This window comes from Kitasatospora sp. NPDC056800 (assembly GCF_042789775.1).
Taxonomy (GTDB): domain Bacteria; phylum Actinomycetota; class Actinomycetes; order Streptomycetales; family Streptomycetaceae; genus Kitasatospora.
The window spans coordinates 77591-96744 of record NZ_JBHUAL010000006.1 but is presented as its reverse complement, the minus strand read 5'-3'; the positions used below and the strand labels follow the sequence as shown (position 1 = coordinate 96744).

Genomic DNA, 19154 nt, shown 5'->3' with positions numbered 1-19154 from the left:
GCTCCGAAGGGGCGCCCCGCCCACCCGCCGTCCGTCCGATCGTCAGGCGCTCATGACCAGTGGCGGTTTCAGCCGTACATCGGTGCTGCCCCGTGCGGTGTGCTGGTCGGCCCAGGTGAGCAGGGCGCTGCGGCAGGCGTGGTCGAGGTGGCGCAGTTCGCTCCAGTCGAGGTCGACCGCGCGGTCCGTCGGCAGCGACTCCAGCGTGTCCAGCAGGCGGGGCAGCCGCAGGAAGGTGGCGTTGCCGCTCAGCCGGACCTGCAGCGGTCGACCGTCACCGTCGTCGGTGAGATCGATGTGCAACCGGGAGGTCTGCCAGGCGCTCTTGGCGACGGCGAGGGCCACCCCGAGCAGCACGCCCTCGAAGAGGTTGGTGACGACGATCGCGCCCGCGGTGGCGGTCAGCACCACGACCTCGCCGCGGTGTGCCCGCCACAGGGCCGCGCCCTGCCGCAGCGGGATCAGCTTGCCGCCGGCGTGGATGAGGACGCCGCCGAGGACGGCGAGCGGGATCAGCCCCAGGACGGCGGGCAGCAGCGCGGCGAACAGCAGCAGCCAGACACCGTGCAGGACGCGGGAGGTCCTGGTCCGGGCGCCGGCCTGGACGTTGGCGGCGCTGCGGACGATCACGGCGGTCATCGGCAGCGCGCCGAGCAGCCCGCACAGGGCGTTGCCGACGCCCTGGGAGGTGAGCTCCCGGTCGTAGTCGGTGCGGCGTCCGTCGTGCATCTGGTCGACCGCGGCGGCGCTGAACAGGCTCTCGGCGGAGGCGATGACGGCGAACGCGAGCACGGTGCCGAGGCCCGCCGCGCTCGCGACGGCCCCGAAGCCGTCCGCGGTCGGGACGGCGACGGCGCCGAGCAGGCCGTCCACGTCCACCCTGGGGACGTCCAGGTCGAACAGCGCGGTCGCACCGGCGGCGAGGGCGACCGCCGCCAGCGGGGTGGGCACCGCGCGGACGGGGCCGGGCAGCTTCTTCCAGCACATCAGCAGGGCCACCGTGGCGGCGGTCATGAGGACGGCGGTCATCGCGGCCCGGCCGGTCAGCCAGTCGCCGAGCAGCGCGGGGAGCCCGGCCACCTTGGCGGGGCCGGTGCCCGGCGCGGAGCGGCCCGAGACGGCGTACAGCTGGCCGAGGATCAGGATGAGGCCGATCCCGGCGAGCATGCCGTGGACGACCGACAGGGAGATCGCGCGGAACCAGCGGCCCATCCGCAGCAGGCCCATCGTGACCTGGAGGACCCCGGCGGCGAGGACGAGGGGCCCCAGGGAGGCGAGCCCGAACTGCTGGACGGCGTCGTAGACGAGAACGGTCAGTCCGGCGGCCGGCCCGCTGACCTGGAGGCTGCTGCCGGGGAGCAGGCCGACGACCAGGCCGCCGACGATGCCGGTGATCAGGCCGCGTTCGGCCGGCACGCCGGAGGCGACGGCGACGCCCACGCAGAGCGGGACGGCCACCAGGAAGACGACCAGCGAGGCGGGCAGGTCCTGGCGCCAGTGCGCGAAGGGGCCGCGCGGCGCGGACGCGGCGGAACGGTCGGAGCCGTCGGGAACCCGGTTGCGGCCACGGGACCCGGAGCCGTCGGGAACCCGGTTGCGGCCACGGAGCCCGGAGCGGTCGGGGATGCGGTTGCGGTAGGGCGTGTTCACAGCGGCAGGAACCCCCGGTCCGAGCCGGCCAGGACGGTGCCGGTGTGCACCTCGTAGTACCAGCCGTGCAGGCGCAGGGTGCCCTCCGCCAGGCGGCGGGTCACGCCCGGGTAGGTGTGCAGCCGGTCGAGCTGGGCGAGCACGTTGCGCTGCACCGGCCCCGCGACGTCCGCCTCCTGGTCGTGGGCCGGAACGGGGGCGAGGTGGCGGGTGGGCGGAGCGGCGTGCTCGAGCCAGGTCCGCACGGCGGGGACGGGGGCCAGGTCCTCGGCCCGGACGAGGGCACCGATGGCCCCGCAGTGGGAGTGCCCGCAGACGATGATGTCGGGGACCCTGAGGATGTCGACGGCGTACTCGATGGTGGCCGCCTCACCGCTGGGGGCGGTGGTGTCGTAGGCGGGGACGATGTTCCCGGCGGTGCGCAGCTCGAACAGCTGCCCGGGGCGGGATCCGGTGATCAGGGCCGGAACCACGCGGGAGTCGGAGCAGGTGATGAACAGGGCTTCGGGGGCCTGCCCGGCCGAGAGCCGGCCGAGGTCGTGGCCGCTGGTGGCGAGCCGGTGCGGGAAGACGCGGGCGTGCGTCACGAGGGACTGCATGAGAGGTCTCCTTCTGCCCGCCCGGGTGGTGCCGGGCGGGGAGCTGCTGTCGTGGGGCAGCGGCGGGCTGACGCGGGTGCGGCGGAGCGGTGCGCCGGTCCGGGCCGCGGATCGCCGGCCGAGGGCATGGCGGGGCCGCGCGTGCCCGTACCGGGCGCGCGCCGGATCGCGTGCGAGGAGCGTCAGCTCGCGGGAGCTGTCAGCAGCGGAACACCTGGAGGCGCGCGAGCGCGGCCGGTCTCGACCCGTTCGCTTCCGGTACCGGCCCGGTGGGCACCGTGGCGGGTGTGGCCGCGACGCCGGTGCCGACCGAGGCGAGGAGGGCCGTGCGGACGGCCGTGCCGCCGCACGAGCGGTGGCGGACCGCGGCCCGGCCGGTCAGGGACTCCGCGGCGTGGTGGGCCTTGCAGGTCGGGTCCCCCTCGGCAGCTGCCGCGGGTTTCGGCAGCGGCTCGGCGGCGTACGCCTGGGCGCCGGTCCCGAGGACGGCGAACAGGGCCGAGACGAGCGCGGCGAAGAGAAGGGCGAGCCGCTTGCCGCGCGAGATGCGCCGTGCCGTCACCGCCGCCTCCCCTCGGGCCCGTTGCCGATCACCGTCGTCCCCCAGCGTACCGACGGTGTGTAACCACGACGTTAGCTCCGGGCTCCGCCGAGGTGAGATTTCCCCAACATCGCGTGAAGGTTCTGTCGGGGCCAATCGAGCTTCTTCCACAGGAATATGAGGATCCGTCATCAATTTTCGGAAGCCGCGGCCGATGCAGTGGCTGGCGGCGCCCGCCGAGGGAATCCGCTGGCCGGGCGGTGGACCCGCCGTCATGATGCGGACATGCGTACCTTCGAAGAGCTGATCGCCGAGGCGGAGTCCGTGTCCGTGGACGGCTGGGACTTCTCCTGGCTGGAGGGCCGGGCGACCGAGGAGCGGCCCTCCTGGGGCTACCAGCGGCTGCTGGCCGGGCGGCTGGGGGCAGCGACGGCGGCGCTGGACGTCCAGACCGGCGGGGGCGAGGTGCTCGCGGGCGCCGTACGGCTGGGCGGGCGGCCGCCCGTGCTCGCGGCCACCGAGTCCTGGCCGCCCAACCTGGCCCGCGCCACGCGGCTGCTGCACCCGCTGGGCGCGGTGGTGGTCGCGGACCCGGACGAGCCGCCGCTGCCGTTCGCCGACGGGGCCTTCGACCTGGTCAGCAGTCGGCACCCGGTGCGGGCCTGGTGGACGGAGATCGCCCGGGTGCTGCGCCCCGGTGGCACGTACTTCGCCCAGCACGTCGGCCCGGCGTCGGTCTTCGAGCTGGTCGAGTACTTCCTCGGGCCGCAGCCGGAGGCACGGGAGGGCCGCCGCCCCGAGGTGGAGGGTGCCGAGGCGCGGGCGGCCGGGCTGGAGGTGGTGGACCTGCGGTCCGAGCGGCTGCGGACGGAGTTCCGGGACATCGGCGCGGTGGTGTACTTCCTGCGCAAGGTGGTCTGGATGGTCCCGGGCTTCACCGTCGAGGCCCACCGGGACCGGCTGCGCGAGCTGGACGGGCGGATCCGCGCCGAGGGGCCGTTCGTCGCCCACTCGGCGCGCTTCCTGATCGAGGCGCGCAAGCCGTAGCCGGGCCGGGCCGGCCCGCCCGCCCGCCGGGAGGAAGCCCGGCGGGCGGGCACCGGCCCTCAGGACCGCGTGACCAGGTCCAGGTAGGTGTCGTGCCAGAGGTCCTCGTCGCCGTCCGGGAGGAGGAGCACGCGGTCCGGCCGGAGCGCCTCGATGGCGTCCGGGTCGTGGGTGACCATCACGATCGCGCCGGGGTAGCCGCCGACCGCGGCCAGGACCTCCGTGCGGGAGGCCGGGTCGAGGTTGTTGGTCGGCTCGTCGAGCAGCAGCACGTTGGCGCCGGAGTGCACCAGGGCGGCCAGGGCCAGCCGGGTCTTCTCGCCGCCGGACAGCACCCCGGCGGGCTTGTCGGCGTCGTCGCCGCGGAAGAGGAACGCGCCCAGCACGTGCCGCAGTTCGCCGTCGGTCAGGCCGGGCGCGGCCGCGGCGAGGTTGTCGCGCACGCTGAGCGCCGGGTCGAGGGTGTCGTGCTCCTGGGCGAAGTAGCCGAGCCGCAGGCCGGTGCCGGGGACGACGCGGCCGGCGTCCGGGGCCTCCCGGCCGGCCAGGACGCGCAGCAGGGTGGTCTTGCCGGCTCCGTTCGGGCCGAGCACGACCAGCCGGCTGCCGCGGTCCACGGCGAGGTCCAGGCCGGTCAGCACCGGCCGGCCGCCGTAGGACTTGGCGAGGCTGATCGCGCCCAGCGGCATCCGGCCGCACGGGGCGGGCTCGGGCAGCCGGATCCGGGCGGTGCGCTCGGCCTGCCGGACGGGTTCGAGCTCGGCGAGCATCCGGTCGGCCCGGCGGGCCATGCTGCGGGCGGTGGTCGCGGTGGCGACGTTGGCCCGCATCCGGTCGGCCTGGGTGTGCAGGGCGGCGGCCTTGCGCTCGGCGTTGGCGCGCTCCCGGGTGCGGCGGCGCTCGTCGGCGGCGCGCTGGTTCAGGTAGGTCTGCCAGCCGGTGTTGTGGACGTCGATCGTGGCGCGCTGCGGGTCCAGGTGGAAGACCCGGTTGACGGTCTCCTCGAGCAGTCCGAGGTCGTGGCTGATCAGGACCAGTCCGCCGCGGTGGGTGGCGAGGAAGCCGCGCAGCCAGGCGACGGAGTCGGCGTCCAGGTGGTTGGTCGGCTCGTCCAGCAGCAGGGTGCCGTGGTCGGCGAACAGGATGCGGGCCAGTTCGACCCGGCGGCGCTGACCGCCGGAGAGCGTGCCGACAGGGGAGTCCATCACCCGGGTGGGCAGGCCGATCCCGGCCGCGATCCGGGCCGCCTCGGCCTCGGCGGCGTAGCCGCCCCGGGACTGGAACCCGGCCTCGGCCCGGACGTACGCGTCCATCGCCCGGCGCTCCTCGGCGGGCGACCCGGCCCGGGCCATCGCGGCCTCGGCGGCGCGCACGGCGCGGACGGCGGCGTCCAGGCCGCGGGCGGACAGGACGCGGTCGGTGACGGTGGCCGACGGGTCGGCGGCGCGGGAGTCCTGCGGGAGGTAGCCGACGGCCCCGGTCCGGGTGACCGTGCCGGCGGCGGGCGCGAGCTGCCCGGCCAGGGTGGCGAGCAGGGTGGTCTTGCCGGCGCCGTTGCGGCCGACCAGGCCGATCCGGTCGCCGGGGGCGATGTGCAGGGTGACGTCGGACAGCAGCAGGCGGGCGCCGACGCGCACGTCGACACCACGGGTGGTGATCATGGGATAACGCTCCGAAAAAGCTTGCGGACACACGGGTTGCGTGGAAGTGGGTCCGCGAGCTAGGAGATTCGGGGCGTAGACATGTCGGGCAGGCTAGCGGGCGGGCGGAGCGGGCGCATCCGAATTAACCGGGCGACGAAGCGGACGGCTCGGAGCGGGGCGGCACGGTTGCGGATACCCGGTTTCGGCCACCCCGCCGGGCCGGTGGCGCACGAGGCCGCCTTGTCGTGATCACGCCGCACTCGCTTGCATGTCCGCATGCCCCGACGCGATCTCGTACTCCTGACCGATCACAGCTCGACCGAAGGCAGTCGGCAGGTGCTCGCCGCCGCCGCCCGGACGCTGACCGGCCGGGAACCCGTACAGCTGGACGCCCGGCACTTCCTGACCGGCGGCAGCGGCCTGATCGAGGCCGACGACGCGGGCGGGTTCCGACTGGAGGCGGGCGGCCGGACGGTGACCGCCGAGACGGTGATCGTCTATGAGATCCCGCCGCACCGGCGCCGCGCGTTCGAGGACTTCCAGCGGCGGCTGCGCGGATTCGGCGCCCGCTCGCTCGGCACCGACGCCCAGGCGTGGCGGTCGGCCACCGAGAAGGACCTCACCGTCGCCCGCTTCGTCCGGGACGGCGTGCCGCACATGCCCAGCATCGCGCTCCGCGAGCCGAGCCCGGAGGCCGCCGCCGAGGCCTTCGCGGAACTCGGCGGCGACGTCTGGGCCCGGCCCTGCGTCGGGATGGGCGGCGACGACGTCTTCCACGTCACGACCCGCGCCCAGCTCGACGCCGCCGCGCGGCACTACGCGCGGGCGCCCTGGCTGCTCGCCCGTGACGCCCGCAACATCCTCCCGGACGGGCGCCGCCACCAGTACCGGGTGGTGGTGCTGCACGGGCGCGTGGTCCGGGTGGTCGAGCACGTCCAGGCGGACCCGGACGCGCCCTGCAACGAGAGCCGGGGGGCCGTCTCCACCGTGCTCGACTACGCCGAACTGCCGGACGGGCTCGCGGAGTCGGCCGTCGCGGCGGCCGCCTCCCTGGGGCTCGACCTGGCCGGGGTGGACCTCGCGGCCGAGAGCGGCGGCGTGGTCTTCGAGGTCAACGTCCACCCCGCCTTCGGCCTGCGCGGCCTGGAACAGGTGGCGCTGCCGTACGTCGCCGCGCACCTCGGGGCGTAGCGCTCCGGAGCGCTGCGCACCTCGGGATGCAGCGCTCCGGAGCGCCGCGCCGGCGCCGCGCCCCCTCACGCCCGGAGCGCCGCGCCGGCGCCGCGCCCCCCAAGCCCGGAGCGCCGCGCCGGCCCCTCGTCCCCGTGCCCCCTCAGGCCCGCAGGACCGCCGCGAGCACCGACGGCCGGAACAGCAGCGACGGCGGCTCCACCAGCGACATCACCTCGTGGAACGCCGCGGTGACCGCCGGGTCCCGGGTGCTGGCGGCCAGCACCTTGTCGAAGAACCGGTGCTGGAGCCCGACCAGGGCCCCGGAGGGCGCGCCGGCGGTGGCGCGGAAGCGGGCGTCCTCGGCGCAGGAGATCATCCACGGCACCGCGGAGGCCGCGGCGACGGCGCGCCGCGCGGCCCGGGCCGCGGCGTGCCCGATGCCGCCGTGCCGCTTCGCGGAGCGGCGCAGCTCCCGGGCGCAGAACAGGGCGACGGTGACGCCCTGCCCGTACACCGGGTTGAAGGTGCTCGCGGCGTCGCCGACCACCACCAGCCCGTCCGGGCCGCCGCGCTCGTAGTGCCGGCGCACGCCCGGGCCGGGAAGGAACCCCCGGACCTCGCCCGCCGGTTCGGCACCCTGCAGCACCTCGTGCAGGAGGGGGTCGCGCAGCTGCCCCAGGTGCTCGGCGAACCCCTCCGGGCCGGCCGCCGGTTCGGCGCCGCGCATCCCGGCGAGGCTGACGATCCAGCGGTCGCCCTCGACCGGCAGCAGGACGCCCATCCGCTGCGCGTCCGGGGCCTTGGTCTGGAGGTAGACCGCCTGGTCGCCGAGGTCGGACCCGGCCGGGCGGTGGAAGATCCGGGAGGCGTACGCGACGCCCGCGTCCACCCGCTCCTCGGGCACCGGCGGGCAGCCCAGTTCGGCCAGCCACCTCGGCACCGAGGTCGAGCGGCCGGCCGCGTCCACCACCAACTCGGCCGGTATCTCCCGGACCTCGCCGCGCTCCGGGCCGCGCTCGCGGACCTTCACCCCGGTCACCGCCGCCGCCGAGCCGAGCAGCCCGACCACGTCCGTCCCCTCCAGGAACTCGATCGCGGGGTGGGCGCGGACCCGGTCCAGCACGAACGCGTCGAGCAGCGGCCGGGTGCAGGAGAGGAAGGCCATCTGCGCCGGGTACTCGGCCAGCCACCCCGCGGAGCACAGCCACCTGACGTCCGAGGCGGCCACCCGCTGCGCGCCCGCGTCCATCAGTTGCTGCTTGATGCCGGGCATCATCTCGTCCAGCAGCCGGTGCCCGGCCTCCAGCACCAGGTGGGCGTGCCGGCCCTGCGGCACCCCGGCCCGGAACTCCGTCCCCGCCGGGTAGCGGTCGCGCTCCACCACGACGATCCGCTCGGCGATCCCGCGCAGCGCCCAGGCGGCCGCCAGCCCCGCGAGTCCACCGCCGACCACCACCGCAGTACCCCGCCCCGGGGCCTTCTTCGAAGAAGTCATGACACGTAGCGTAGTGGCGTGGTCGCCGATTCGTGACGGCTTCGCTGTGGACGAACAACCCCGCCCGGTGCGGCCGTTGAGAGGGCGCGGGGCCGGCGCCGGGCGCTCCGTGGAACACCGGTGCGGGCGGTGGACGCGTGCCCGGCCCGGGGCCCTGGTCGGAGGCCGGGGCGTACGGGTACTAGACTCGGCGGGGTTGTGCTGGCGCCCCTCCCGGTGCGTGAGCGCGCGGAGCCGAGGAGGTGAGAGCCGTGGAGTGCAGTAGTACGGGTCGAAGTCGGCCCCGCCCCCGGTTGTCCCGCACCACTCGCAGCCCCCGGCACACCTCCTCCCGTACGGCTCCCGCGCGGCACTGACCTCGTCCTCCCGGCGAGGCGCCGCCGGTCGCGCCGTGCGCGTGGCGGCCGGCCGGGCGCCTCCGGTCCGCCGTGTTCCCGTACGGCGGCCGGGCATCCCCCGTGGAGGTCTCCGCCATGTCCGACTGGCGTGTGCGCGCCGTGCGCGCGAGCAAGCGTCCGTTCTCCCGTTCCGTCGTCCGGCCCTCGGACACCCAGCCGGCGCCCGAGCACTCGATGGACCCGCGCCCCGACCAGCCCGTCGAACCGGTGACGCTGGAGCGTTCCGTCGTGGACGCGGCGGTCTACCGCGACGGCCGCCGGATAGACGCGCCCACCGACCTCGCCGACATCTACCGCACGCTGCCCGACCGGCCCGGCACGATGGCCTGGATCGGCCTGTTCCGTCCGGCCGAGGCGCAGCTGCTGGAGGCCGCCGACCGGTTCGACCTGCACGAGCTGGCCGTCGAGGACGCCATCGTCGCCCACCAGCGGCCGAAGCTGGAGCGCTACGGCGACACCCTGTTCGTCGTGCTGCGCGCCGCCCGCTACCTGGACGAGGCGGAGGAGGTCGACTTCGGCGAGATCCACCTCTTCGTCGGCCCCGACTTCGTGCTCACCGTCCGGCACTCCCAGGCCCCGGACCTGTCGGCGGTGCGCCGCCGCCTGGAGGACGACCCGGAGCTGCTGGCGCTCGGCCCCGAGGCGGTGCTGTACGCGGTGCTGGACGCCGTGGTGGACGGCTACGCGCCGGTGATCGCCGGCCTCCAGCACGACATCGACGAGATCGAGACCGAGGTGTTCGGGGGCGACCCGCAGGTCTCCCGCCGCATCTACGAGCTGTCCCGCGAGGTGATCGAGTTCCAGCGGGCCACCCGCCCGCTGCTGGAGATCATGAAGAGCCTGGAGGCGGGCTTCGGCAAGTACGGCACCGACGAGGAGCTCCAGCGCTACCTGCGCGACGTCGCCGACCACGCCACCTACGCCGCCGAGCGGGTGGACGGCTTCCGGCAGATGCTCCAGAACATCCTCACCGTCAACGCGACGCTGGTCTCGCAGCGGCAGAACGAGGAGATGAAGCAGCTCGCCGAGGCGGGGCACGTGCAGAACGACGAGATCAAGAAGATCTCCTCCTGGGCGGCCATCCTCTTCGCGCCGACCCTGATCGGCACGGTGTACGGGATGAACTTCGAGACGATGCCGGAGCTCCAGTGGGCCTTCGGCTACCCGTTCGCGATCGGGTTGATGGCACTGGTGTGCACCGGGCTGTACCTGGTGTTCAAGAAGCGGAACTGGCTGTAGGCCGGAGCTCCGGACCTCCAAGGGGGTGGCTGCGTCAGGGATTCGTCAGGGCGTCGGCGCGGCGCTTGCCCGGGTGGGGGAGCGTCGGTTGGATGAGGAGCATGAACCGCCCGGTACGCCATCACGACCGTCCGCCGCATAGGCGGCCGACGGTCCGCGCTGCCGTGGCCGTCATCGCCGTGCGCTGATCCGCGCCTCCCCGCCGGAGGGCACGGTGCGCGCCGTACCCCGTCCCGGCGCCGTCGCGGCGCGGGCGGGGGCGGGCGCGCGCGGGCCTCGCCCGGGGGCCGTCGCGATCCGTAGAAGGCGTTCGGCGTTCCTCTTCTCCTCATTCCATCGGGCCAGTTGAGCCCGCACCTCCGGTCCGGTCAGGGCCGGCGGTGCCACGCACCCTGGGAACGGTCATGTCCGACTCCGTCCTGTCCATCTCCGCCGTGTCCGAAATGTCCGGCACCGTGCTGTCCGGCCGCACCGCCCTGGTCACCGGGGCCTCCTCCGGGATCGGCTGGGAGACCGCCCGGCTGCTCGCCGGGCTGGGCGCCACCGTGCTGGTGCACGCCAGGACCGCCGCCGAGGCCGAGGCGGCCGTCGGGCGCCTGGTCGCCGCGGGCGCCCGGCGGGACCAACTCGTCGAACTGGCGGCCGACTTCACCCACCTCGCGGAGATCGCCGTGCTGGCCGGCACGGTCGTCAAGCACTACCCGGCGCTGGACCTGCTGGTGAACAACGCCGCGGCGATGGCCCCCGAGCGCTGCACCCTCACCGAGGACGGCAACGAGGTCTCGCTCCAGGTCAACTTCCTGGCCGCGCACCTGCTGGCGCGGTTGCTGCGGGCGCCGCTCTCGGCGGCCGGCGACGCCCGGATCGTCAACGTCTCCTCCTCGCTGCACCGCACCGCCTCGATGAACTGGTCGGACCCGCACCGGACGAAGAGGTACTCGCGGGTCGCCGCGTACGCCCAGTCGCAGCTCGCGCTCACCATGGCGACCGCCGAGATGGCACCGGCCGGCTCCGGCATCACGGCCGTCAGCCTCAACCCGGGCCAGTGCGCCACCGCGCTGCTGCCGCTGTACGGGCGTACGGGCGCGCCGGCCGCGGAGGGGGCGGCGGCCGTGGTCCGGCTCTGCCTGCCGGGCGTCCCGGTCGCCAACGGCGCCTACTACGACGGCGGTTCGGTCGCGCAGACGGCGCTGGTCGCCCAGGAGGAGCGTTCGGTGAAGCGGCTGGCGAGGCTCGCCGACCAGCTGGTCGGCCGGGCGGCCTGAACCGGGCCGACCCGACGTCCACGAGGAAGACCGCCGTGTCCGAGCGCGCCCGTAAGAAGAGGGCCCGTCGGAAGAAGACGGCGAACCGCGGCGGCAGGGCCGGCCAGGGCTGAGCCGCCCGGCCCTCGCCGGAGGATGACGGCTGCCGGGCACCGGGAGGGCGCGCCAAGAGCGCGTCAAGAACGGTGCCCGGCGGCGTCAAGGAGCCGTCAGGGAGCACCTCGTCGCGGGTGACGCGGCACTAGCGTCGCGCGGCGGAAGTAGAGAAACGGTTCTGCGTTTCGGTTCCGGCCGGGGCATCGGCAGACCGTGCGACGGGGGAAGGGACGGGTGGTCATGACGACCTCCATGGAGCACCGGGCGAGCGCCCCGCGGGAGGACGACCCTGCCGGGGAGGGCCGAGCCGGGGAAGGCCGGGGCCGGGAGGAACGGGCCGAGGAGGGCCGCGCCGGGAAGGCGCCGGGTGCCCCGACCCGCCTGGGCCGGGCCGTCCGCAGGACGGGCAGCCGGGCCTACTGGACCACCCCGCGCCTGGTCCGCGGCCTCACCGCACTGAGCCTGGCCGCCCTGCTCGCCCTCGGCGCCACCGCCACCGCCGTGCTCGGCGGAGCCCGCGACGGCACCGACACCATCGGCCACCGGGCCGCCCCGCAGGCCACCCGCGCCGCCGACCTCTACTTCGCGCTCAGCGACATGGACGCCCAGGCCGCCAACCTGCTGCTGGTCGGCGCCGACCCCGACTACACCGCGCTGCGCCGGCAGACCCTGGACGCCTACGAGCAGCGCCGCGCCCAGGCCGACGACGACCTCCAGCAGGCCGCCCAGGCCGCCGCCGACGATCCGGCCGGGCAGCGCGCCGTCCAGCTGGTGCTCGGCCGACTGGGCGGCTACGAGGCCCTGGTGGCCCAGGCCCGGCTGCTGGAGGAGCAGGCCAAGGCACCGGCCGGACAACCCTCCCCGGCGGCCCTGGACACCTACCGGCAGGCCACCGACCTGCTGCGCCAACAGCTGCTGCCCGCCGCCGACCAGGTCACCGCCGCCAACGAGGCCACCGTCGAGCAGGTGTACTCCGGGCAGCGCCGGGCGCTCGGCGGCGGCTGGTGGTGGCTGCTCGCCGTCGGCCTGCTCGCGCTGGCCGCGCTGCTGGGCCTCCAGCGCGCCCTCGCCGTGCGCTACCGGCGGGTCCTCAGCCCGGCGTTGGCCGCCGTCACCGTGCTGACCGGCGTGGCGCTGGTGACCGCGCTCGCCCTGGCGGGCCGTGCGGACGACCGCCTGGTGACGGCCAAGAGCAACGCCTACGACTCGGTGATCGCGCTCAGCCGGGCCCGCGCCGTGGCGTACGACATGAACGCCGACGAGAGCCGCTACCTCACCGACCCGAGCCGCGCCGCCGCCTACGAGCAGGGCTTCCTCGACAAGGCGCAGGCGATCGTCCGCCTCGACGGGGCGACACTGCCGGACTACGGCGCCCGACTGGCCGACGCCGCCGCCCGGCACCGCGCGGACCGTACGGCGGTCCCCTTCGGCGGCTACCTGGGGAGCGAGCTGCACAACATCACCTTCGCGGGCGAGCAGGACGCCGCTGAGCGGGTGCTGGACGCCTTCCAGCAGTACCAGCGGACCGACCGCGGGATCCGCGAGCTGCGCGACGCCGGGAGGCTGAAGGAGGCGGTCACGCTCAACACCGGGCTGTCGAAGGGCCAGTCCGACTACGACTTCGGGCAGTTGGGCACCGCGATCGGGGACACCATCGCGATCAACGCGGGTGCGATGGACCGGGCGGTCGCCGCGACCGACGACGACCTCGACGGCACCACGGCGGCGCTGGCCGGCGGGGCGCTGCTGCTGGCGCTCGGCCTCACCGCGTTCGGGGTGCGGGCCAGGCTGCGCGAGTACCGGTAGCGGGCCGCGCTTCCCGCCCCCGTTGCTCACCGTTGCTCACTGCTCGGTGACAACTCGGCCTCGGTCCAAGGACGTTCGGTGCCGCCACGGGGCCGGCGGGGGAGTCTCCCCGGCGACGGGGAGGAGGCCCGGATGCGGGCGATCGCGGGGATGATGACGGCGGCCGTGGCGGCCGGGCTGCTGTTGGGCGGGGCGGTGGGCCTGGTGCTGTTCGTCGTCACGGACTGGTCCGAGCCGATCGTGCGGTCGCTGTACGAGCAGGGGCCGTTCTTCTGGTTCCTCGGCACGCCGTAGCTGTTCGGACCCGTAGGCCTCAGCCGGGCAGCAGCCGCTGGTACTCGGCCTCCGGGTCCAGTTGGCGCCGGTACTCGACGTGCAGCCGGACGGTGCCGTCCGCTCCGGCCAGGCGGTCGAGCGGGCCCTGCCAGGCCGGCAGCGGTCGGGGCCGCGGCCACTGCTGGGCGAGGACGGCCAGCGGGGTGCCGTCGGCGGCGCGCACCACCCAGGTGGCGAGGCCGCCGCCGATCAGCGGGAGCCGGGGCCGGGGGAGCCCGAGGGCGGTGAGCGCCGCCGGGGCGTCCAGGCCGTCGGGGAGCGTGACGGTCCCGGCGTGCGGGGCGTCGGCGTCGTCGCCGGCCGCGACGCTGTCCCGGGTGAGGTGGATGCGCATGACGTGAGGATAGGCGTCGGGGCCGTGGACGCGCCCCGGGGGCGTGACCCGCAGGGGTGGCGGAGGGGTCCTCACCCGTGTGCCGGATTGACAAGGGTCCTTGCCGTACCGGCAAATGGCAGGCATGGCCGACGAAGAGTTCGAGAACGTCCTCACCACGGTGGGCCCGCGGCTGCGGGCGCTGCGCAGGGAGCGCGGCACCACGCTCGCCAAACTGGCGGCCGCCACCGGCATTTCGCTCAGCACGCTGTCCCGGCTGGAGTCCGGGCAGCGCAAGCCGACGCTGGAACTGCTGCTGCCGCTGGCCCGGGAGTACCGGGTGCCGCTGGACGAACTGGTCGGCGCCCCGGCCACCGGAGACCCGCGGATCCACCCGCGCCCGGTGACCAGGAACGGCCAGACCATCGTCCCGCTCACCCGCCACCTGGGAGGCCTGCACGCCTACAAGCACATCGTGCCGCCCGGCCGGAACGCCGGGCCGGACCTGGAGCTGAAGGTCCACGAGGGGTACGAGTGGCTGTACGTGCTGTCCGGGCGGCTGCGGCTGGTGCTCGGCACCCACGACCTGGTGCTGGCGGCCGGTGAGGCCGCCGAGTTCGACACCCGCACCCCGCACGCCTTCGGCAACGCGGGCCCGCAGCCGGTGGAGTTCCTCAGCCTGTTCGGTCCGCAGGGCGAGCGCATCCACGTCAGGGCGCGCCCGGGAACCTCTGTTCGGTAGGTTCGTTCCTGACAGGGGGTCTTCCTACCGGCTCCCGCCAGGCCGTCGGAGGGGCCGAGGAAATGACTGTGCAGCAGAGCGCGGAGTCCGGCGAGAGCGGCGGAGCCGCGGAGCGCGAGGGGGCCGGGGACGGCCGGGCGGGGGCGGAGGCGGGTACGGGCACCGCGGTGGCGGAGGGGGCGGACGCGGTGAACGCGGGCGCCGACGCTCCCGGGAAGGCCGACGAGGAGGCCGAGCGCCCCCGGAAGAAGCGCCCGTTCTGGCAGGAGCTGCCGATCCTGCTGGTGATCGCGCTGCTGCTCTCGCTCGGCATCAAGACCTTCTTCGTGCAGGCCTTCTCCATCCCCTCCGGCTCGATGGAGCAGACCCTCGCGATCGGCGACCGGGTGCTGGTCGACAAGTTCACCCCGTGGTTCGGCGCCAAGCCCGAGCGCGGCGAGGTGGTGGTGTTCCGCGATCCGGGCGGCTGGCTGGAGGGCACGCCGGCGAGCTCCGGCGACTCCGTCATGGGCAGTGTCCAGAAGGTGCTCAGCACCGTCGGCCTGATGCCCTCGGCGGACGAGAAGGACCTGATCAAGCGGGTGATCGCGGTCGGCGGGGACACCGTCGACTGCGAGGCGGGCGCGCCGCTGAGGGTGAACGGCGTCGCGCTGGACGAGCCGTACCTGTTCCCCGGTGCGACGCCCTGCGACAACGACCCGGTGGGCACCGTCACCGTGCCCAAGGGCAAGCTGTGGGTGATGGGCGACCACCGCAACAACTCGCGGGACTCCCGCTGGCACCACAACGAGACCGGCGACGGCTTCGTGCCGGTGGACAACGTGGTCGGCCGGGCCTTCGTGGTCGCCTGGCCGCTGTCGGACTGGTCCACCCTGCCCGTCCCGGACACCTTCGACAAGGTGCCGGCCGGGGCGGCGGGTGCGGCCGGCGCGCCGTTCGAGGCGCCGCCGGCGCCGGAGGCCGCCGCGCTGGCCGGGATCGTGCCGCTGGCCCTGTGGCAGCGGCGGCGGTCGGCGCGCAGGTCGTCGGCGCGCACGCCGTCGGTGCAGGAGTCCTCGATGCGGAAGGACCGCTGAGGCCGGCTCGCCCCGGCACCCCGACCCGGCCGGTCCTCCGGCCGGGTCGATCGTCTTCGACGGAACTCCTCCCGCTGACCTCTACACGCCTGTAGAGTTCAGGAGGTGAGCTGCACCCCGGCGTCGGCCGCCCCCGAGCGGGGCGTCCGGCGGCCGGGTCCGGGTCGGGAGACGGAGCCGTGATGGAGAGTCAGTGCAGTCCCGTGGGCGCCGGAGGTCCGGTGGGAACGGAACCGGCGGACCGGGACGTCCAGTGGGTCTACCAGCCGGTCGAGGTGGACCTCGGGGGCGGTGCCTGGGCGCTCGGCCGGATCAGCGGGTGGTGGCAGGACGCGGCCGGGCAGCGCTGGTGCCGGCTGCGGATCGGCCGCAGCGGGCAGCCCGCGCGCTGGCAGCCGTTCGATCCGGCACGGGTGCTGCTGCTGCCGGCCACCGGGATCTGATCGGGGACGGTCGAACGTTGTTGGCGGAACCGTTCGATGGGCCCTATCGTCCCTGGGAGCGACCGCTGACAGGCCATTGAGCGACCGGGGACGACGTGAGTTCGGAGATCTACTTCAGCAGCAACTACCGCGACATGTGCGAGCAGCACGGCACCGGCGCGGGCTTCCAGTTCGAGTTCTACTGCTACCGCTGCTCGGACACCTGGCGTTCGACGTTCGAACCGTTCCGGACCGGCCAGATGGCCGGCTGGATAGGCAAGGGCGTCAGTGCGGCCTGGAACCTGATCGGCGGCAACGCCAACACCATCAGCAACGCCGCCGACGGGCTGGCCGGGCAGACCTGGGGCACCTCGCGGGACGCCGCGTTCCAGCGGGCCATCACCAACGCCCAGTCCCACTTCAACCGTTGCGCCCGGTGCACCCAATACACCTGCGGGCGCTGCTTCGACCCGGCCCAGGGCCTGTGCCACAACTGCGCCCCGGACACCGCGGCCGAGGCGGTGGCGGCGCAGCACCGCGGTCTCAACGACGCGGTCACCGAGCGCGCGTTCAAGGCCGGGCAGCAGTCCGGGGCCGGGTACGACGTCAGCACGCCGCGGCAGCTGGTCTGCCCGCAGTGCCACACCGAGACCCACGGCACGCCGTTCTGCCCGGGCTGCGGCTTCCGGCTGGCGCAGCCCGTCCAGTGCACGGGCTGCCGTCAGGACGTCCCGGACGGCGCCGCGTTCTGTCCGTCCTGCGGGACGAGGCGCTGACACCCCCTCGGACGTACCTCGGCGGGGCGTCTCCGGAGCGATGTTCCGGAGGCGCCCCGCCGTCGTGCGGGGGACCGCTGTGCGAGGGGGCCGGGCTCAGCCGTACGAGAGGTTGCTGCAGGGGTCGTCGTCGGCCGAGCGGGCGGCGCCGCTGATGCTGGTGGGCAGCGGGGCCGGTGCGGTGGCGGCGCCGGAGGCCGGCGTGGCGGGGCCCGCCGGGTTGGCGGCGGCGAAGTCGTGGCCGAGGACGACGCTGACGCCCCGGCCGCCGGGCTGCACGGTCGCGCCGGGGAAGAGCTTGGCGACCGACTCGGCGGCGGTGCGCTCGCCGGTGCCGTACTCGACGACGGTGGTGCTGCGCGGCTTGCCGACCGCGTTGCCGACGCCGGTGACGGTGTAGCCGGCGCCCTTGACGGTCTCCGCGGCCCGGCCGCCGAGCCCGGTCTCGCCGGTGCTGTTGAGCACGGAGACCTTCACCTCGGCGGCCTTGGCGTCCGGGGCGGCCGTCGGGGCCGGAGCGGCCGCGGGGGTGGTGGCGGGATCCGCGGCGGGGGAGGCGGAGCCGGCTTCGGCCGGGGCGCTCGCGTCCTGGCCGTCGATGGTGCGGTCGGCCTTGAGCGCGGCCCACAGCTGGTCCACGTCCGGGTGGACCAGGGCGACCCGCGGGCCCTCGTAACGCCACGGCACGGTCAGGAACTTGATGTCGTGCAGGTCCACGTCCTTGAGTTCCATGGCGAAGGAGAGCAGCTTGGCGGCGGAGCCGAGGCCGGGGTCGACGGTCAGCGACTTCGTGGCCGCGTCGGCGAGCGGCAGCAGCGTGGTCGGGTCCATGCCGTGGGACTTCACCTCCTTGATGAGGGAGGAGAGGAAGGCCTGCTGGCGCTTGGTGCGGCCGATGTCGGAGCCGTCGCCGATGCCGTGCCGCACCCGGACGTAGTCCAGCGCGCTCTGGCCCTCGACCTTCTGCTTGCCCTTGGCGAAGAGCAGCTTCCCCTTGCGGCCGAGGTTGGGGTTGAGGTCCCCCTCGTGGATGTCGTTCGGCAGGCAGACCTCGACGCCGCCGACCGCCTTGGTCATCGACGCGAAGCCGTTGAAGTCCACCACGATGGTGTGGTCGACGCGCAGGTTGGTGAGCTTCTCGACGGCGTTCTGGGTGCAGGCCGGGTTGCCCTGGTCGCTGTCGCCGACCGAGAAGGCGCTGTTGAACATCACATTGGTCTGTTCCTTGGTCCACTTGCCGTTGGGGAGCTTGCACGGCGGGATGGTGACCAGGGAGTCGCGGGGGATGGAGATGCCGACGGCGTGCTTGTGGTCGGCGTAGACGTGCAGCAGGATCGCGGTGTCCGAGCGGGCGCCGCCGTCCCCGCCGCCGCCCAGGTCGCTGTTGCCGTTGCCGCGGCTGTCCGAGCCGATCATCAGCACGTTGACCGGGGTGCGGCCCTGGGAGTCCGGGGCAGCGGCCTCCGGGCGGTCCTTGCTGAGGGCGTCGCCGTCGAAGGTGCTGATGTTGCTGTTGAGCCGGTAGTAGAGGGCGGCGCCGCCGAGGACGGCGAGGGCGGTGCAGCCGGCGGTCGCCCAGAGCACCTTCTCCTTGGTGCTGCGCTTGGGCTTCTTCTTCGCTCGGCCCGCCGCACGGCCCTCCGCCGGGCCCTCCGCTATGTCCGAGCTGTCCGGGTTCTGGCCGGTTCCGGTCCGGTCGGCCCTCCGGCCGGTGCTCCGGCGCCCGCCCGCCCGGTGCGGCGAATTCTCGGCTCCGGGGGAACCCTTGCGGCCAGACACGTCGTCATCCTCCACAGTTGCCACGCGCCCCCCGTCGAAGCGGCGGGTTCGCGTGGCCGGGGGCCGGAGCCGATCCGGGCAGGGCCCGTCGCTAAACTTTTACACCGCTGTAGAACTTCAGTGGAGCATACTAGGCGCGGATGGGAAAACCAGCTGGTCAGACCATGAGAAATTGGTCAGATCGGCGGGGTCCGCGCTGCTCCGGAACCGCTTTGAGGAGCACGATGACTAGTCGGATCATACGTTCGATGGCTGGCGCCCTGGTGGCCCTGCTGGCCGCCACCGGCCTCACCGCCGTGGCATCGGGTGCGGCGGCGGTGGCCGCACCCCGAACCGTCGCGGCCGCCGCCGCGAACCCGGGGGCGGCCGTGGGGGCCTCCACCGCGGACGCCGGTACGGAGGTCCGTACCGGGGCGAGCGCCGCCTCCGGTGCCTCCGTCACCACGGTCGCCTCCGGTGCCTCCACCGCCGAGGCCGCGAACCTCGCCAAGGAGGAGAAGAAGAAGTCGGGCTTCTTCGCCAAGCTGGGCAAGTTCCTGCTGGTCGTGGTGATCCTGATCATCCTGTTCGTGGTGCTGCTGATCGTCGGGATCGTCTACGCGGCCAAGCGGATCTTCAGCCGCCGCAAGTAGCCGCGAGTAGCCGCGAGGCGTCGGGAGCCTCTCGCCGCCGCCGGGAGCCACCCGCCGTGGTCGGGAGCCACCCGTCGTAGAGGGCAACCACCCGCCGCCGCGACCCGGGCGTCGCCACCGCCTCCG

18 protein-coding genes are annotated in these 19154 nt (G+C 74.5%); 11 read left to right on the top strand and 7 right to left on the bottom strand.

Annotated features, from left to right (window positions below; translation table 11 throughout):
• Positions 1–42 precede the first annotated feature (42 nt).
• The 3 genes from ACFRQN_RS02985 to ACFRQN_RS02975 all read right to left on the bottom strand — a co-directional run bounded on the left by ACFRQN_RS02985 (position 43) and on the right by ACFRQN_RS02975 (position 2811).
• Entirely contained in the window at positions 43–1485 is a 1443-nt protein-coding gene (locus tag ACFRQN_RS02985; RefSeq protein ID WP_380737792.1) for a SulP family inorganic anion transporter, read from the bottom strand.
• A 161-nt stretch (positions 1486–1646) separates the two neighbouring features.
• Positions 1647–2249 carry a carbonic anhydrase gene (locus tag ACFRQN_RS02980; protein WP_049653421.1) on the bottom strand — a complete coding sequence of 201 codons (603 nt, stop codon included), beginning with the start codon at positions 2247–2249 and terminating at the stop codon, positions 1647–1649.
• Between the two features lie 199 nt (positions 2250–2448).
• Positions 2449–2811, bottom strand: coding sequence for a hypothetical protein (locus ACFRQN_RS02975; RefSeq protein ID WP_380737787.1), 363 nt, complete (start codon positions 2809–2811; stop codon positions 2449–2451).
• Between the two features lie 264 nt (positions 2812–3075).
• Here ACFRQN_RS02975 and ACFRQN_RS02970 point away from each other — a divergent pair, with 264 nt between their 5' ends.
• Positions 3076–3837 (top strand): class I SAM-dependent methyltransferase, encoded by a 762-nt coding sequence (locus ACFRQN_RS02970; RefSeq protein ID WP_380737785.1) that lies wholly within the window; start codon positions 3076–3078, stop codon positions 3835–3837.
• A gap of 59 nt (positions 3838–3896) precedes the next feature.
• On the opposite strand, the gene ACFRQN_RS02965 is transcribed toward ACFRQN_RS02970, so the two are convergent.
• A complete protein-coding gene (locus ACFRQN_RS02965) occupies positions 3897–5498 on the bottom strand; it encodes an ABC-F family ATP-binding cassette domain-containing protein (protein ID WP_380737783.1) in 1602 nt (533 codons plus the stop codon).
• 258 nt (positions 5499–5756) lie between these two features.
• Between ACFRQN_RS02965 and ACFRQN_RS02960 the strand changes: the two genes are divergently transcribed.
• Positions 5757–6671: a RimK family alpha-L-glutamate ligase gene (locus ACFRQN_RS02960; RefSeq protein WP_380737781.1), complete on the top strand. Its 915-nt coding sequence runs from the start codon at positions 5757–5759 to the stop codon at positions 6669–6671.
• Positions 6672–6813: 142 nt separating this feature from the next.
• Here ACFRQN_RS02960 and ACFRQN_RS02955 read toward each other — a convergent pair whose 3' ends face one another.
• Positions 6814–8148, bottom strand: coding sequence for an NAD(P)/FAD-dependent oxidoreductase (locus tag ACFRQN_RS02955; RefSeq protein WP_380737779.1), 1335 nt, complete (start codon positions 8146–8148; stop codon positions 6814–6816).
• A gap of 473 nt (positions 8149–8621) precedes the next feature.
• Here ACFRQN_RS02955 and ACFRQN_RS02950 point away from each other — a divergent pair, with 473 nt between their 5' ends.
• The 4 genes from ACFRQN_RS02950 (at position 8622) to ACFRQN_RS02935 (ending at position 13246) form a co-directional block, all read left to right on the top strand.
• Positions 8622–9785, top strand: a complete 1164-nt coding sequence (locus ACFRQN_RS02950; protein WP_049654602.1) for a magnesium and cobalt transport protein CorA — start codon at positions 8622–8624, stop codon at positions 9783–9785.
• A gap of 404 nt (positions 9786–10189) precedes the next feature.
• Positions 10190–11050, top strand: a complete 861-nt coding sequence (locus ACFRQN_RS02945) for an SDR family NAD(P)-dependent oxidoreductase (protein WP_380737777.1) — start codon at positions 10190–10192, stop codon at positions 11048–11050.
• Positions 11051–11386: 336 nt separating this feature from the next.
• On the top strand, positions 11387–12952 hold the full coding sequence (locus tag ACFRQN_RS02940; RefSeq protein ID WP_380737775.1) for a hypothetical protein: 1566 nt from the start codon (positions 11387–11389) through the stop codon (positions 12950–12952).
• 132 nt (positions 12953–13084) lie between these two features.
• Entirely contained in the window at positions 13085–13246 is a 162-nt protein-coding gene (locus ACFRQN_RS02935; RefSeq protein ID WP_158077757.1) for a hypothetical protein, read from the top strand.
• Between the two features lie 19 nt (positions 13247–13265).
• Here ACFRQN_RS02935 and ACFRQN_RS02930 read toward each other — a convergent pair whose 3' ends face one another.
• On the bottom strand, positions 13266–13622 hold the full coding sequence (locus ACFRQN_RS02930) for a hypothetical protein (RefSeq protein WP_380737773.1): 357 nt from the start codon (positions 13620–13622) through the stop codon (positions 13266–13268).
• A gap of 124 nt (positions 13623–13746) precedes the next feature.
• On the opposite strand from ACFRQN_RS02930, the gene ACFRQN_RS02925 reads away from it, so the two are divergent.
• The 4 genes from ACFRQN_RS02925 (at position 13747) to ACFRQN_RS02910 (ending at position 16617) form a co-directional block, all read left to right on the top strand.
• Complete coding sequence (locus ACFRQN_RS02925) at positions 13747–14343, top strand: helix-turn-helix domain-containing protein (protein WP_049654612.1); 597 nt, start codon at positions 13747–13749, stop codon at positions 14341–14343.
• 62 nt (positions 14344–14405) lie between these two features.
• Positions 14406–15419: a signal peptidase I gene (gene lepB, locus ACFRQN_RS02920; protein WP_380737771.1), complete on the top strand. Its 1014-nt coding sequence runs from the start codon at positions 14406–14408 to the stop codon at positions 15417–15419.
• 221 nt (positions 15420–15640) lie between these two features.
• Positions 15641–15862: a hypothetical protein gene (locus tag ACFRQN_RS02915; protein WP_380737769.1), complete on the top strand. Its 222-nt coding sequence runs from the start codon at positions 15641–15643 to the stop codon at positions 15860–15862.
• A 95-nt stretch (positions 15863–15957) separates the two neighbouring features.
• Complete coding sequence (locus ACFRQN_RS02910; protein ID WP_049654596.1) at positions 15958–16617, top strand: zinc ribbon domain-containing protein; 660 nt, start codon at positions 15958–15960, stop codon at positions 16615–16617.
• A gap of 96 nt (positions 16618–16713) precedes the next feature.
• On the opposite strand, the gene ACFRQN_RS02905 is transcribed toward ACFRQN_RS02910, so the two are convergent.
• Positions 16714–18396, bottom strand: coding sequence for an LCP family protein (locus ACFRQN_RS02905; protein WP_380737767.1), 1683 nt, complete (start codon positions 18394–18396; stop codon positions 16714–16716).
• Between the two features lie 248 nt (positions 18397–18644).
• Here ACFRQN_RS02905 and ACFRQN_RS02900 point away from each other — a divergent pair, with 248 nt between their 5' ends.
• Positions 18645–19028, top strand: coding sequence for a hypothetical protein (locus tag ACFRQN_RS02900; RefSeq protein ID WP_380737765.1), 384 nt, complete (start codon positions 18645–18647; stop codon positions 19026–19028).
• Positions 19029–19154 lie beyond the last annotated feature (126 nt).